Origin of the sequence: Streptomyces roseofulvus (assembly GCF_039534915.1) — a bacterium.
Taxonomy (GTDB): Bacteria; Actinomycetota; Actinomycetes; order Streptomycetales; family Streptomycetaceae; genus Streptomyces; species Streptomyces roseofulvus.
The window spans coordinates 4466875-4481659 of sequence record NZ_BAAAWE010000001.1 but is presented as its reverse complement, the minus strand read 5'-3'; the positions used below and the strand labels follow the sequence as shown (position 1 = coordinate 4481659).

At 68.4% G+C, this 14785-nt stretch carries 12 protein-coding genes; 4 read left to right on the top strand and 8 right to left on the bottom strand.

What is annotated here, in order from left to right; all coding sequences use genetic code 11:
* Positions 1–80: 80 nt before the first annotated feature.
* Both ABFY03_RS20620 and ABFY03_RS20615 read right to left on the bottom strand, forming a co-directional pair.
* Entirely contained in the window at positions 81–701 is a 621-nt protein-coding gene (locus ABFY03_RS20620; protein WP_346170561.1) for a hypothetical protein, read from the bottom strand.
* A 26-nt stretch (positions 702–727) separates the two neighbouring features.
* Positions 728–1114: a helix-turn-helix domain-containing protein gene (locus ABFY03_RS20615; protein ID WP_386723669.1), complete on the bottom strand. Its 387-nt coding sequence runs from the start codon at positions 1112–1114 to the stop codon at positions 728–730.
* Between the two features lie 270 nt (positions 1115–1384).
* On the opposite strand from ABFY03_RS20615, the gene ABFY03_RS20610 reads away from it, so the two are divergent.
* The 3 genes from ABFY03_RS20610 (at position 1385) to ABFY03_RS20600 (ending at position 5315) form a co-directional block, all read left to right on the top strand.
* Positions 1385–1840 carry a DUF6228 family protein gene (locus ABFY03_RS20610; RefSeq protein ID WP_346170560.1) on the top strand — a complete coding sequence of 152 codons (456 nt, stop codon included), beginning with the start codon at positions 1385–1387 and terminating at the stop codon, positions 1838–1840.
* Positions 1837–2310 carry a hypothetical protein gene (locus tag ABFY03_RS20605; RefSeq protein ID WP_346170559.1) on the top strand — a complete coding sequence of 158 codons (474 nt, stop codon included), beginning with the start codon at positions 1837–1839 and terminating at the stop codon, positions 2308–2310. Before ABFY03_RS20610 ends, ABFY03_RS20605 begins: the two co-directional genes overlap by 4 nt.
* Positions 2311–2675: 365 nt before the next feature.
* Entirely contained in the window at positions 2676–5315 is a 2640-nt protein-coding gene (locus tag ABFY03_RS20600; RefSeq protein WP_346170558.1) for an NACHT domain-containing protein, read from the top strand.
* A 371-nt stretch (positions 5316–5686) separates the two neighbouring features.
* Here ABFY03_RS20600 and ABFY03_RS20595 read toward each other — a convergent pair whose 3' ends face one another.
* Together ABFY03_RS20595 and ABFY03_RS20590 are read right to left on the bottom strand one after the other, a co-directional pair.
* Entirely contained in the window at positions 5687–6655 is a 969-nt protein-coding gene (locus ABFY03_RS20595) for an FRG domain-containing protein (protein WP_346170557.1), read from the bottom strand.
* A 65-nt stretch (positions 6656–6720) separates the two neighbouring features.
* Positions 6721–6849 (bottom strand): hypothetical protein, encoded by a 129-nt coding sequence (locus ABFY03_RS20590; RefSeq protein ID WP_346170556.1) that lies wholly within the window; start codon positions 6847–6849, stop codon positions 6721–6723.
* Between the two features lie 480 nt (positions 6850–7329).
* On the opposite strand from ABFY03_RS20590, the gene ABFY03_RS20585 reads away from it, so the two are divergent.
* The gene (locus ABFY03_RS20585; protein ID WP_346170555.1) at positions 7330–8814 is read left to right on the top strand and encodes an ATP-dependent nuclease; all 1485 of its coding nucleotides are present in this window, start codon (positions 7330–7332) and stop codon (positions 8812–8814) included.
* Positions 8815–9074: 260 nt separating this feature from the next.
* Here ABFY03_RS20585 and ABFY03_RS20580 read toward each other — a convergent pair whose 3' ends face one another.
* The 4 genes from ABFY03_RS20580 to ABFY03_RS20565 are packed head-to-tail and all read right to left on the bottom strand — an operon-like array spanning position 9075 to position 14728.
* Positions 9075–10289 carry a TniQ family protein gene (locus ABFY03_RS20580; protein WP_346170554.1) on the bottom strand — a complete coding sequence of 405 codons (1215 nt, stop codon included), beginning with the start codon at positions 10287–10289 and terminating at the stop codon, positions 9075–9077.
* Positions 10286–11563, bottom strand: a complete 1278-nt coding sequence (locus ABFY03_RS20575; RefSeq protein WP_346170553.1) for a TniB family NTP-binding protein — start codon at positions 11561–11563, stop codon at positions 10286–10288. Before ABFY03_RS20575 ends, ABFY03_RS20580 begins: the two co-directional genes overlap by 4 nt.
* A 1-nt stretch (position 11564) precedes the next feature.
* Positions 11565–13862, bottom strand: coding sequence for a transposase (locus tag ABFY03_RS20570; protein WP_346170552.1), 2298 nt, complete (start codon positions 13860–13862; stop codon positions 11565–11567).
* The gene (locus tag ABFY03_RS20565; RefSeq protein ID WP_346170551.1) at positions 13862–14728 is read right to left on the bottom strand and encodes a TnsA-like heteromeric transposase endonuclease subunit; all 867 of its coding nucleotides are present in this window, start codon (positions 14726–14728) and stop codon (positions 13862–13864) included. Before ABFY03_RS20565 ends, ABFY03_RS20570 begins: the two co-directional genes overlap by 1 nt.
* Between the last annotated feature and the right edge of the window lie 57 nt (positions 14729–14785).

Below are 14785 nucleotides of genomic sequence, written 5' to 3'. Positions count from 1 at the left end.
GGGGGTCATGGGGTACGTACGCCTCGCGGTCAAGGTACCCGTTTCAACGCTCCGGGCCCCAGGAATCGTGCCCGGGTCCGCTATTCGGCCTCGCCGGCCGGGACGGCGGTCTCGTCCGCCGCCTTGGCGGCGGTCTTCTTCGCGGCGGCCTTGCGGGCGGCGGGCTTGCGGGCGGGAGCCTTCGCGGCCTCCGGTCCGGCCGCCTCCTGCGCGGGCACCTCGGCCAGGGGCGCCGCGGCCGGCTCGGCCTCTGCCTCCGGCTCGGAGACGGGCTCGACCACGACGGTGATCTCGGTGGCCGGCTCGGCGGTCTCGCCGCGCCAGGCGCGGACGGCCTCCTCGCCGTGGGCGGCGACCTCCTCGTACTTCTCGCGCGCCTTCACCGCGTACTCGACGGCCATGCCGACGCCCCGCAGGGCCAGGTCCTGCGCGGTCTCGCCGAGCTTCTTGAGGTCGGTGTCGAGGCCGCCGACGACCTCGGCGACCTTCGCCTGGACGACGGTCTGGGCCTCCTTGGCCCGGTCGGTGACCTTCTCCTGCACGACCTTGGGGTCGGTGTTCCGGACGGCCTCGAACCGGCCGGGCGCCTCGGCGGCGAGCTGCTCGATCAGGCCGGGCACCTTGCGGGCCTGCCGGACGGCGAGCTCGGCGGTGCCGGCGGCGAAGTAGAGGGGGGTACGCAGTTCGTCGATGATGGCCATGCTGGTGGTCCTCCCGGTGGAACGTGCTAGCTGGTTGCTTCCGACTCCGCGGCGTTCTCCGCGGCGTTCTCCTTGCGGAAGGAGTCGTAGATCTGGAGCAGCACCTGCTTCTGCCGCTCGCTGATCGAGGGATCGGCCAGGATGACCGCCCGCGTCTCCAGCTCCTCCCGGTCCTTCTCGTCGAGGATCCCGGCCCGCACGTAGAGCGTCTCGGCCGAGATCCGCAGCGCCTTGGCGACCTGCTGGAGCACCTCGGCGCTGGGTTTCCGCAGGCCGCGCTCGATCTGGCTGAGGTACGGGTTCGAGACCCCGGCGGCGTCGGCGAGCTGCCGCAGCGAGAGCTGCGCGGTGCGCCGCTGCTCGCGCAGGTACTCGCCGAGGCTGCCGAGATTGCCGACGTTGAGCGATGCCATGCTCCGTACCCTGCCACCGTCTGCTAACTATTGCAAGCAGATGCTTGCAATAGTGCTCGCGTGTCCCGGGGCGCCGCCGTGTGCCTCGTCACGCTAACTGTCGCGTTGTCGCGGCAACTGTCGTCAGCCCTGCACTGATGCGTCTCGCTGAAGGTGGCCTAGTCTCGGTCCACCCGAACCACCTGCGCCTCTGGCTACCTACGGTTTCTCAACCTGGTCAGCGCCGAATCTGGATGACGATCAAGGCAGCACTGACCTAGCGTTCCGCGCATGACATCCCCAGCCGACTACCACGACGACAAGTCCAGCGTGACCATCCGCTGCCAGGACACCTCCTCTGTGGGCGTGACGTTCTGCGACCGGTTCAGCTTCGACGCGGACTCCGTGCACTATGCCGTCGAGCTACGGGCCCCGGGCCTGGCTGCTCGCGTCAACGAGGTCGTCGCCTGGATCTGGGACAGCGATCTCACCACGTTTCTGGAAGACCTCGTTGCCGACTACCGGGGATGGGACGGCGAACGGAGCTGGCAGACCAACGATCGGGACCTGACGGTGTCGGCCGTCTTCCGATCCGGCGGCTACGTCGGATTGACCTGGACCGTGCGGCCGTGGCCACAGGCCGCCGGTGGCTGGGGCGCCTCGGTGACCACCTGGCTGGAGGCCGGCGAGCAGATGGCTACCCTGGCGGCCGACGTCCGGACCTTCCTCGCCGGGGAGCAGCCGTGACATCAGGCATGCGCATCACCTGGACGTTGACGGGATCCGGGTGGGCCGACTGCTCCCTTGAAGATCACCGGGCGAGGGTCGAGCTCACCGCGTCCTACATCAGCAATGCGCCCGAGGAGTTCCTGACTGCGGTGGCCCGACTCATCGCCGGTGAGGCAGAGACCCGCGCCCAGTTCGAGGCCGAGCCGACCGCCTACCGGTGGATCTTCTACCGCGAAGGCGAGGACACCTGGATCCGCGTGCTCGCACTGCGCGACGGCAGCGACCACGACAACAAGGGAACCGAGATCTGGTCGAGTCAGCTGGGCATCCACCAGCTCGCCCGCGCAGTGATTCGCTGCTTCGACGAGGTCGCACAGAGCTATGGCGAGAGCCGCTACCGAGGCAAGTGGGGTGAGCACTTCCCCCGAACTGAACTCGAAGCCCTCAGACATCTGTGGCGCACTCACCGGCATCCCCAAGACACGTAGTCCGGGGACTGCGCACACTGCTCAGGTTGAGCGAGACGAGTCAGCCTGTCCCGTCTCAGTCAATCTGAACCATCCGAGGTCAGCGCACCGATATGGCCCACTTCTAGAGAGACGGGACATGAATGCCCACGACGCCAGGTCCCTGAAACAGAGCGAGCGGGGCGAGCTTCCGATGCCTTTCCTGCCCTGGCACCCGCAGGTCAGTTCACACCCGTCCTTACCTTCAGCGGGACGAGTGAGATCACTAGGCTCCCTCCCCACAGCCAACGATCTCGGATTCACTGGTTGGTCTGGTACCTGTCGTTGACCGCCGTCACCGAAACGGGCGGCTGGCAACAACAGCACGAAGAGAGATGAGAGCGTGGATGGGCAGGCCGCCCAAGGCTCGGGAACTGTATGACGAGTTGCGGACTCTGGAGGCAAAAGCCAAGACCGCCTGTAGACGGACAGGGCAAAAATATTCGCGCCGTGATGTCGCGCGGTTGGCCGGTGGCCGGGGTTCGTCGTTGGACAGACGCCTTGGGGAGTGGCTGCACGAGGAGTGGGACAACGCGAAGACGCCGGCCTCCAACAGCAGCGAGCAGTTGATCGCTGTGGTCAGGCTTTGGAGCGAGTGGGCTGGTGAGCGATGCGATGAGAGCCGGTGGCGCACCTTGCTGGACGAGGCGCAGTTGCCCCGGACCCCGCCGCGACATCCGGAGGCCGTTCTCACCGGGGCGGCGGTGCTGGACCGGCTAGCCGCTGCTGGCCGGCAGCGGATGGTGAGCAGATGGATCGCGGCGGGCGCCGAGCCCAATGATGCGACCGATTGCGCTGATGACCTCTCGCTCGGAGATCCTCGGGCGTGGTGGAGTCGCCTTCCCGAGACTGGGTTCGCGGTGCTCGAGGGTGATCTCGGATCGGGCAAGTCGCTGAGCGTGGAGCGGCTGCACGCCGCCGACATCGCCGCGGCACGTACGGATCCGCAGGCTGCGATCCCCGTGTTCCTTCCGGCCCGGCAGGTCCTGGCGGATCTACCACGGGCGGTAGAGGAGGCCGCGACCCCGGTGGGGGATCCCGCTCTTCGCCCGGTGCGGCTCGTGCTGGACGGTTTGGACGAGCTTGGTCTAACCCGAGGCGAGGACCTGTTGGCCCAGGCGCGGACCCTGGCTGTACTGCACCCGTCGTGGCGGGTCATCGTTACTACCCGGCGCGGCTTCCGCCTCACTGGTGTGCCCGTCGACCAGCGACACGTATGCCCTGCTCTGTCACTAGAGGAGGCCGACGCCCTGATCGCGCGGCTGGGCGGTCGCGCGGGGGCACTGGAGAGGGTGAGCACGGAGGTTTCTCAGGCGCTGCGGCGTCCTTTGTTTGCGGTGATCGCCGCCGCGCTGCAGCGTGAAGACCGTCATCTTCCCGCACGACAGGTGGCGTTCCTGCATGCGCTGGCCGAACGCGGTGTCCGGCTCTCCGGTGCGCCCGAGCCGCAGGCACGCCGCCTGCTGACTAGGCTCGCCGCGGCCTCGCTTGCCGCAGGGGGGCGGGCGCCAGCCGCACAGCTGGGCGATGCCGACAGCCTCGAAACTCTCCGCGCTAGCCGTCTCGTCGTGATCCGGGGCCGGACCGTGGAGTTCGCGCTGCCCGTGCTGGAGCAGTACTTCGCCGGCCAGGCCGTTCTCGCCGGCGAGCTCCCGGATACGGTCCTGGAGGATCCTGACCAGCTGGCGATATGGCGGGGCGGGCTTGCCCTAGCGGTCGCCGACGGTAGCTGGGACCAAGGCAGCGATCTCATCCAGCGGATCGCTGCCCGTTGGCCGGGGGCGGCGGCATGGGCCGTCCACGAGGCCGTTCCCGGCCCCCGTGACCTGGTGGCTGCTGATCCAGGAGACCAGCCACTTCCCCGTCTTACACGGGCGGAGACCGTCCGTCGCATGCAACAGGCCTGGGATACCTGGACAGACCGGCTGGCACCCGCCTCCGGCGTCCTCTACAGCCGAGGTGGCCCGCTGACGGTCGACGCCCGCTGGGACGACCACCGGCTGAGCGCACAACTGCTGCCCCGCAGCGGAGCAGGTACCCCCGCGCTCCAGATCCCTTTCGAGCACCGGTGCCTTGAACGTGATCGCCGAATCAGGCCCGTACAACCGTGGTACGGACTCGTGGCTGCCGACCACGAAGCTTGGCCCTGGCACTGGGCCCTCGGCCTCGTCGCCAACCGCCTGACCGACCTGTGTACGAACAAGGACCTGCCGCTACCCGGCTGCCATCCGCACACGGCCGAACGCCTATACCTCACCGCAAAGGCCCTGCTCGGCCGACACGAACGCGATCACGCCCCGATGCCCGCCGAGGACGCCCTCGCCGTCATCCGTGCCCGGCTCCGCAGAAGCTCCACCGCAGTTCGTATCGGCCACAATGGCCGGCTCGTCACCACGCCCGCCGAACTGCGCCACCTTCAGGAGACGCTGGAAAGCGGCAGCGCGGTGGGATCGGACGGCACGCTGCACCGCCCCTATCCGGAGCCCGACTGCGGCGGTGAGTGGATCTGGAACGCCTACTCGCCGCCGCAGTTCCATCGCCTGGCCTGCCAGGTCCTCACTGCCGCGGTTGAGATTTACCGCGCCCTGGTGACGGCCTGGTTCCCCTTGCTGCATGACACACTGGGGCTGACCGCCTCTGCAGCACAGATCACCGGAGCTCTCCAGGTGCCCGCCGACCCGGATGAACCTCCCGCACTACTACTGAGCTTGCGCGAACGCATTGCGCCCGGCGCGCCGTTGGTCGACTTGACGCTGGTCCAGGGCGACGACCTCCTCGCAATGCCCGCGAGAAAGCTCAGCGCAGCGAACGGGGTGGGACCGGCTGGGCCGGTGTCGTACTGGGCGCGCCCGTACACCGAGCATTCGATTTCCGAGCCGGAGCTGTACGGCGACACCCCGGCGATCAACTACGCCTATGCCTGGCTCCACGACGATCTCGCCAGGCTTCATCTTGCCGACCCACCGCGCTGGCCGGGCGGCCTGTGACACCAGTGGAGCAGACGGACACCGTCCCGCCTTGCGCCTTCCACCGCCTGTCAGTGGTCTTCTTCACTGGTGCGCGGGGCTCGAGGACTGATCCCCGGAGCGTCTTCGATGGCTCCGCGCCACTCAGAGCGCGCCGCCGGGCGTCGTGGCGGGGGCGGTAGTAAGGGCAGCCGCGGCAATGAAGGACGCGGACGGGCCAGAGGAGGTGCGGGCGACGCGTTCGGCTACCTGGTGGGCTCGGATCACACCGCACACACGGCCGTCGGGAAAGCCTCAACACTCCCGGCGCCGGGGCGGGTGTCACTCACCCGCCCCCGTACCTGTACCGACCGGCATGCTGGTGATCGCCTCCACTCGACTTGTCTGCCGGGTCAGGACACTGATGCCTCGGTGAGACCCTTTGCCGCGTCACGGGCCACCTGCAGCCCGAGCCGTCGGACCTCACCGAGCGGCGGATACATGGAGTCGGGGTCGATTCCCTGCCCGGCCAGGCGCTCAAGGAGCTCGGGCTTCCACGACGAGCTGACACGCAGAGTCCATCCCGTCGCAGACCAGTTCATGTTCGGCTTCCCTTTGACGCTGTTGAGGAAGTTGACGCCCAGGGTCGAGATGTCGGGGTACTGGTCTCCTGGAACATTGGATCCGTCGATTCGGTAGGAGCGCCCGCCGTAACGCCGGTTGAGGCCGCCGACGAGAAACCGCCCGCGCTGCGCCTGCATCCGGGGATCGAGCGGGGCTTGGTCGACCACGGCGACCTGCTGGGTCCACTCACCCTTGGCTCGGCGCCGTCCGTGCGTAGCATCGGCCCATTCCAACGCCTGTTGGGAGAAGTCGATCGTGTCCACCGACTGTGCGGCATCGCGGTGCAGGTGGAGCATGAAGAGTCGTCCGTCGACACCGTGCTGCTGGTCGACCGCGAAGAAGAGAGCCTCCAGGGGAGACTCGGAGACGTCGATGAGCCGGGTGGGAATACCGTGGTGCTGCAGAACGGCAAGTAGTTGCCCATCCGTCATGCGCCGTCCGATGCCCTCGCGCCGCATGGCGTCAATGACCGCGCGCTCCGTTCCGGCCATCACGTGCTCGTCCACCCGGTTGGGGACACCGGCCTCCGGTGCGGCGGGGCGTGCGCGGCAGACACGGTACAGACTGGAGGACAGGCCGTACTCGGTACTGGGCTGCCCGCGGAAGAAGACATCTTCGCCCGGTGCTAGCGGCCACTCGTTCGAGGTCAGCCCGTCAGCGCCACCAGCCTGCACCCACTCCCACAGCGCCTCGGCAGAGGTGATGCCCAGGCGACGGTTGGAATCGCGTTCGTGGAAGTACTGCGCGGCAAGACCCATGCACACGAACGTAGCGGGTTCGGGGGCGGGCCCGGAGCGAATCCGGGCCCGCCCGCCCAGGGCGGCTAACGGTGTTGCACCCACCACACAAGGCCCGCCACACATTTCGAACCCAGCGCCCAGGCAGCCCCGTTGACGAGACTGGCGAGCGCGGCGCCGGCGAGCCGGCGGGTGGTGGGCACGGGCTTGTCCATGGTTCCCCTCCTGGGTGTTCGCCCGACCCCAGCGGCCGGGCAGGACGACCGTGCCGGGTGCGGGAGCAGGTTGTCCGAAAGGGCGGGCAGGGCGGGCAAAATCCTTCTACGCTCCTGGTCATCGAGGGTGTCCGCTGCGCCCACAGCGGGCAGCCGGGCACAGCGGGCACCAGGAAACAGAGGGAGCGGATGGAGAAGTCGGTCAAGGCCCGTGCCTTGTAAGACGCGCTGCACGCGTTGGAAGTCGACAGTCGGCGGACGTCCCCTTCTCGGCTCCTTCCCACCCTGGCGAGGGTTGGTCGAACACTCGCGGTCCGCCAGACAGGCGGCAGCCGCAGGCCAACCCAGGGAACCCTCCACCGCGCGAACAACCCACCTCTGCGCGCACAACACGCGTACTCTGGCCCCATATCCGCGCGAGACGGCGGCCTCCTCGCGCGCTTACTAGAGTGGGCAACCGCGAACAGGGGACAGGCTTCCATGGACGACTTCCGCAGCGAGATCCGCGAGGGCGACATCCGGCGCCTCGAAGATAAGGTTGCCTCGGCCAACTACGGGGCTTACCTGCGCCGGATCACGCTGAAGCGAGTGCGCGGATTCAACGATCGGGTTGTCAGCTTCGACTTTCCCGTAACGGCAGTCGTGGGACCCAATGGTGGCGGGAAAACGACCATCCTCGGCGCCGCCGGCATCGCCTACAAAGACATCGCGCCAGGAGAATTCTTTGCCAAGAGTGGCCGCTACGACGCCAGCATGAAGGACTGGGTCATCGAGTACGAGCTAATCGACAAGAAGCTCAATCCACGCCTCCCCCTCCAGCGGACCGCAAGCTTCCCGCAGTTGAAGTGGAACCGTAAGGCAATCGACCGGCCCGTACTGCTCTTCGGCGTATCACGCACGGTTCCTGCCACCGAACGCAGAGAGCTCGTCAAAGCGGTGGGAAACAAGTTCGTCGCTGAACACGAGGTGGCGCTCTCGTCTCCAGTAGTCGATGCAGTAGAAAAGATTCTCGCCAAGGAGATGCAGGGCTGCAATCGCCTCTCGATCGATTCACAGGGGCGGGCAACTATGTTCGCAGCCCGGAACTCCGATGGTAGCGAGTATTCCGAATTTCACTTCGGGGCTGGCGAAGCCAGCGTGATCCGCATCGTCTCCGACATCGAGGAAGCTCCCGATGGAGCCATTATTTTGATTGAGGAGATCGAAAACGGACTACACCCCATTGCGACCCGCCGAATCGTTGAGTACTTGATCGATGTGGCCTTGCGCAAGTCATGCCAAGTGATCTTCACGACGCACAGCAACGACGCCTTGGATCCACTGCCCTCCAAGGCGATTTGGGCTGCCTACAACGGCGAGGTGCTCCAGGGAAAACTGGACATCAAGGCGCTTCGGACCATCACCGGCCAGATCGACGCCAAACTCGCAGTCTTTGTTGAAGATGCGTTCGCCGAACTCATGGTCACAACCGCATTGCGCTATCACGGCGGGATCGAACTCAATGCGGTCAAAATCCATGGAATGGGGGGAGCGGACCCTGCAATCAAAGTCAACGAGCAACATAATTTGGATCCGACTTCCAGTTTCCCTTCCGTCTGCCTCGTCGATGGGGATCAAGCAGACAAGGCGGATCCCGATCGGCGGATCTTCACTCTCCCCGGTCAGGGGGATCCGGAGGCTCATATCTTCGACGTCGTACTGGATCGACTGGAGCACGTCGCGGCAAGGCTCACGGTCTCCATGCAGCTCCCGACCAGCGAGCAGGAGCGGGTCAAGCAAGTGGTCCGCGATCGAGCCCTGACCAACCGCGACCGCCATGTGGTTTTCGAGCAGATTGGCGAGGACCTAGACTTCACTGCGGGAATGGTCGTCGCCAACGCTTTCCTCGCTATCTGGGCACAGGAGCGTCCCGATGAAATCGCTAGCCTTGTCGGCAATCTCGGCGATCTCGTCCCCAAGAGGTAGAGGACGGACCTCGCCGGAGATAACTCGCACGAGCCGTTTCATCCCGAGAGATCTGGCGACGTCCCGCCAGATCTGAACAGTTGCGTACGTAAGGGTGGAGGCGGAGGGGTTCGAGCCCTCCACCGACACGACAAGGGGCTGGCAGGTCGCCAGGAACCGCAGACGTGCACCACACGACAGTGGGCATGCGTGCGGAACACGCATAGATCCACAAGTGTCGTCGCCGTGCCACCGCCCTCGTCGAGGGCCCGGTTCCGCGCTCAGGCCACATCATGCGTACGGCGACGGTCGTGTTCGTGGAGCGCGTCGGCCAGCCACCGCCTGCCCGCTCCTCGCGGGGCGCGCGAGGTGAGGGCCAGTTGGAGGGGGAGGGAACTCCCTGGGAGATGCCGCAGATAAGTGGTGAGCGCCGTAGCGCGGGAAGCAGCGGCCTCCGTCAGGGGTTCGAGTGCGGCGCGAGCCCGTGCCTCGTCCAGGCGCAGGAGGTGATCGGCCACGTGCATTGCGGCGGCTCCGGCCAGGGCGTCGACGGCGGGGTGCAGGAACGCCTGGGAGCTGTGCTTCTTGGCGCCGCGCAGCAGCCGCTCGTACTCGCGGTGCCGCCAGGCGGCTTCGGCGTCGAGGACCTGGACGAGCAGTGGCGTCGCGCACAGGGGGCGGGCGGCGGGCCAGGACAGCAGGGTCAGGGCGGTGACGGTTCGCAGGTCCATGAAGTACTGGGCTGCGGGGATCGGCCATCCGGTGCTGCGGACGGTGGGCGGTGCGGAGGGGGACAGCAGCCTGGCGAAGCGGCGCTGGAGGCGGTCGAGGACGCGTCGGGTAGGCGCGTCCAGGCCCGGTTCCGCATGGCACTGGGGGTCGGCCAGTTGGGTGCCGCACCCGCGTCGTCGGCACTGGGTGGGATGGAGGTCGTCTTCGTCGGTGCGGTCGATCATCTCGGCGGTGGCGACGAGCGTGTGGCAGCCGGGGCACAGATGCCGTAGGAGCCTGCGGTGGGTGAGGCAGGAGAAGACGGGCGGCAGACGCCAGTGGCGCCGCCAAGCCCCGCCGTGGAGCTGCTGGATGGCATCGTCCGGATCGCCGGCGAGGCACTGGGGGCAGTAGCGCCAGGTAGTGGTCCATACCCAGGGGTTGTTGTTGATGACGCGCATCGGGGTGGCGCGGCGGGTGTAGTGCGGGTCCAGCGGGCCGTAGCGGGCGGCGAGAGGGCCCAGGAGCAGGGAGCGGGCCTCGGCCGGGGTCAGCCGGGTCGCCTCCGTCAGGGCCTGCAGCCGGGTTTCGTCGAGGGTGTGGAGGTAGCCGAGGAGCATCGGGTTCCGGACGCGCGGGCCGCGTAGTCCGGTGCGGTGGGCGATCTCGTCCACGGTGGTGCCCGCGCGGTGGGCCAGGCGCATCAGGTAGCCGGGCAGGATCTCGTCCGGCAGCGGAGCGAGGCTGCGGGGCAGTGGCTGGGAAGGGGTGAGGTCGCGGATCACGCTTCGGCTGCCGCGGGTGTGCCGGGGTCGTCGAAGACGGTGTTCCGGACGCGCTTGCGCTTCTTCGGCAGGCGCTTCGTACTTTCGGGAGTGAGGTCGATGTCGGGGATCTCTCCCGCGCCCGGGTCGCGGTCCGGGACGTTGCCGAGGTTGATGGTGATGGTCTCCAGCAGGTCGGTCGTGATGGTCTCCAGGCCGGTGCGGATCGCCCGGGTGCAGGCGTCCTCGATGAGCCGGCGCAGCAGGCCGACGACGCCGTGGGTACGGCGGTAGAGGTATTCGGGCATGTCGCCGCCGGTGAGCATGCCGGGTTCGGCGTCGAACAGGCGCAGCTGGTCCTCGATGCCGGCCAGGTGCTCGACGAACGCGGTCGTGCCGACGGAGGTGGTGGTGTCGAAGGGGGCAAGTTCGATCAGGTCGAAGCGGCGCTCGGTCTGGGTGGAGGCGTCCGGGTTGTAGCTGCGGCCCTCCTTGAGTGCGGGGAGGACCCACTGCTGGGTGCGTGGGTCGAACCATCCCTCGCGCAGCAGCCCGGAGCGGGGGATGTTGACGCCGATCAGGACCAGGGTGACGTCCAGGCTCATGAGGTCGCGGATCAGGTCGAGGGTGTCCTGGTCGTCCTCGCGGTGCATCTTCAGCCGGGTGATGTCGTCCAGCAGCAGTACGGAGGTTCCGTGGGCTCTGATGGAGGCGCGGACGTTGCGGATCATGCCGCGCAGGTTGCGTCCGTAGGGGGCGTGGTAGAAGTCCAGGATGGCCTCGCACAGGGCCATCGGCGTGGAGCGGACCGGCGTCTGGCAGTAGGCGACGGGGGCGAACAGGTCGCGGGTGCCGGGCAGGGCGGCGGGGTTGAGCTGGCGGCACAGGTTCTTCCAGAAGTCGTCGAAGTCGGCGGATGCCTCGCAGACGGTCTCGGTCTTGCCCTGGTAGCCGCCGCCGGTGATCATCAGCCCGTCGCGGGTGCCGGGGCCGAAGCGCAGGGCGTTGTTGTCGATGCGGTCGCGCATCACCTCCACGACCGCGGCGCTCATCGGGGTCTCCAGCAGTCGCATGTTCACGTGTGTCGCGGTGCGGTGCAGGTTGTGCACGCTGCGCCCGCGCGGGGAGAGGGCGTCGAACTCGGCGCGGGATAGGCGCGGGGCGGGGACGAAGAGGCCGCGGGTGAGTTGCCACTCCTGCCAGCCGGTGCAGGTGGTGCGGTCGGGGCGGGGCCCGAAGCGCAGAAACGGCAGCGGCGCGGCGGACGCTCCGTTGTGCCGGTGGTCGTCTGCCATGTCACTCCCCTTGTTCCGGGCGCTGGTAGGGCTGAGGCGGTCGGGGGTCCGTGCTGTCCTCGCCGTCGCTGTCGTCCTCGGCGGGCAGGAGGAAGAGGCTGTGGGCGCGGTAGGTGGCGCCCAGCCGGGGAGGCAGTCCCGGCCGGGTGTCGCCGACGCGTTCTTCGCGGCGCCGTCGGCGCTCGGCGTCCAGGGCCCGGGTGGCTCGGCGGGCTTGTTCTGGCCAGGGCTCGGCCTTGCCGACGGCGGTAGCCGGGCGAAGACGGTCCTGGGCGGGTCGGTCCTCCGGCGGCCGGTCGGCCGCTGCCGCCGCGGCTTGGGCGGCTTCGCGGGCGTGCCGGATGCGCCGGGCCTTGGTCATCCGGGTGGGCCAGTCGGCCACTGGGTCGACGGCGCCGATCATCTTCAGCAGCGCTGGCAGGAGCTCCGCGTCGGTCTGGGGCTTCAGTCCCGCCTGTCGGACGCGGGTGAGCAGTTCCTCCACGCGCAGGTCGCCGAAGGCGGGCAGGTCGGTGCCGTCGGGCGGCAGTCCGGTCCAGGCGAGCGGATGCCACTCGTGGGTGGCGGGGTCCTGGAAGTACACGGTGCGGCGATCCCTCGGCTCACGGTGGATGACCCACTGCCCCTTGTGGCGCCCGCCGCGGCTGGAGGCCAGGCCCTTGTACGCGTCCAAGGCGGGGCCGTCGTACCAAAGGCCCTTGACCTTGACGCCTCGGCGGGGATCGATCCGCTTGACCTGGTGCTCGGGCAGCAGCCGGTAGTACAGATCCGGGGAGGGGATGTCCATCGGGAAGCCGCTCTGCGCGAAGGACGCGGCGAACAGCGAGTTGGGGCTGTGGTCGCCTCCCGGATCCCAGGACGGGGCGTACTCCCCCAGCCTGCGGTTCTGCCACACCTTCACCACCCAGGTGGCGATCAGGTGCTCCATTTGCGCCACCGTCAGCGCCGCATCGTCTTCCGGAGCCGCGCCGCGATCGGCGACGTCGATACCGGTGTAGCCGGCGAGGTGCTCGAACAGCAGCGAGCGGACGGAGCCGAACACGCGCTCCACGGTGTGCTTGTCCGTGGGCCGCAGCACCCGGGCCGGAAGGATCCGACAGCCGAGCGCCTCCTGGACCTCCACCAGGTGGTGGTTGCGGTAGACCGAGCCGTGGTCGGTCGTCACCGTCTCCGGCGTGAAGTACGGCAGCCCGGCCACCTCGTACCCCGTGAACTCGGCCACCACCGCAGCGGGGAGCCCCGGGTAGGGCCAGGTCATCTCCTCGTCCCAGTCCGCCCGCATCGGCAGCGGCAGCATCACGTCCCTCAGCACCATGGCCACGTCCACCGACGTGTCCGAGACCAGGGTGAGACGGAAGGCACACAAGGAACGGGTGAACACGTCCAGGGCGAGGGTGAGGTGGACCCGGACCGGATCGCCGAAGACGTGCTCGCGCACCATGACCGGAAGCACAGTGCTGTCCAGCGCGACGACCTGACCGGGGCGGGTGACCAGCACGTGGCCGTGCTTCTCGGGCAGCCGCGCCGCCGAGCGGACGTAACGCTGACGGCCACCACCTGGGCCGAACCACTCCTTCCACACCCTCAGCAACGTCTCGTAGCTGGGCACAGCCACCTCGTCGCCGAAGGTCTCACGCACATACCGGTGGATCATCACCGCGCGGGTGCGGGCGCTCACTCGGGACCGCTGCCGCGTCTCCTCGCGCACCGCGAAGATCGCTTCACGGACCTCCTCGGTGATGCTCGGATGACCGCCGCTCTCACGCAGCCAGCGGTCGTCCGCGCAGCCGATCAGCCCGAACCGCTTCCTCTTTCGCTCCCACCGCTCCAGCGTGCGCACACCCACCCGTGCCAGCCCCAGGGCCTGGGCCTCCTCCCAGTCGAGTGCCGCCAGCTCATCGGCCTTCGCCTGCCGGCGCTGGGTCAGCGTGGTGCGATCCGGGTCGTACTCGGGCTTCGGCTCCCCCGGCCGCGGACGCAGCCGGTCGCCGCTGCGGAAGCCAGTGTTGACCTCCATCAGGTGGCTGAACCGCAGCCTCACCAGCCGCTGCTTGTCGTCGGGAAGATCCCGCAGCGACACCTCCTGCCGTCCCCGGTTTGCTCCCCACGCACCCGTATCGGTCGCGGCGCGACAGCCCGGGTGGTTGACCAGGAAACGGAAGCTGACCTGCTCCCGGACACCGTCCGCGGTAACCAGCTGCACCCGGCCCAGGTGGGGCTCCTGCCGTTCCACCGTCCACCGCACACCGTCGAGCACAACCGCGGCGCCGGGCGAGACGTCGAGTAGACCGACCGCCATCAGCCCTCGCCTCCCGCCCGCACGATCAGCGAGTCATCCGTCAGCGGCACGGCCAGGTCGACGCCGAGCCTGCGGTGCCACAGCAGGTGCAGCAGCTGGGCCCGGGCCACAGGCCAGTACTCGCAGCCGTAGGCCAGCTCTCCGAAGGTCACCCCGGCAGCAGCCCGAGCGAGCAACACCGGACGCAGACCCAGCGGATCCCCCGACGAGCCGCGCCGCGCGTACATGGCGTCCAGCCCCGACAGCACGTGCGGCCGCCAACCCGCCACGACGACGTAGTGCCACCCCGCGACCAACGCCACCTCGGCCGCCGCCGCGAACGACTCCCTCGCCCCGGCATCTATCAGCTTCGCCGGACGCACATCGATCAGCCACGATCCCGCCCGCGTCACGGCGAAGAAGTCGGGCGTGTGCCGACGCCGCCCGGACGACCGCGTCCGGAACGTGATCTCCAGAGGCTGAGGGAGCAGTTCCACCACACCTCCGGCGAAGTCCATGACTCGCAGCAGCCAGTCCTCCTCCAGGCTCTCGAAGCCGTGCCGCCGACCCGTACTGCTCAGGAACTCCAGACCTGGACGGTGCCGTTGCTCTCGCCGCCAGGTGAACCGGCGCACCGGGGTCCGTCCCGAGACCGGCGCATCCGCGAGCGCCCGTACCGGGCTGACGACCGGCGTCTCCCCGGCCCGCCAGGAAGCCGTCCAGCGGCGCGTCCACCCGTCCCTCACATCGAGATCATGGCGTCCCGCCTCGACCGACACCGGCACCAACAGGTCCGTCCACCGGCAGTTGTGCGACCACAGCGCACTGGTGGAGGAACCCGCACCGTCCCCACGGCCATAGGTGGGGTTCTCACCGACAGCGCTCACTCCTCCAGGGAAGAGCACCGCCTGCGTAGGCCTCCGGCACTCTTCGAAATTGGTGCC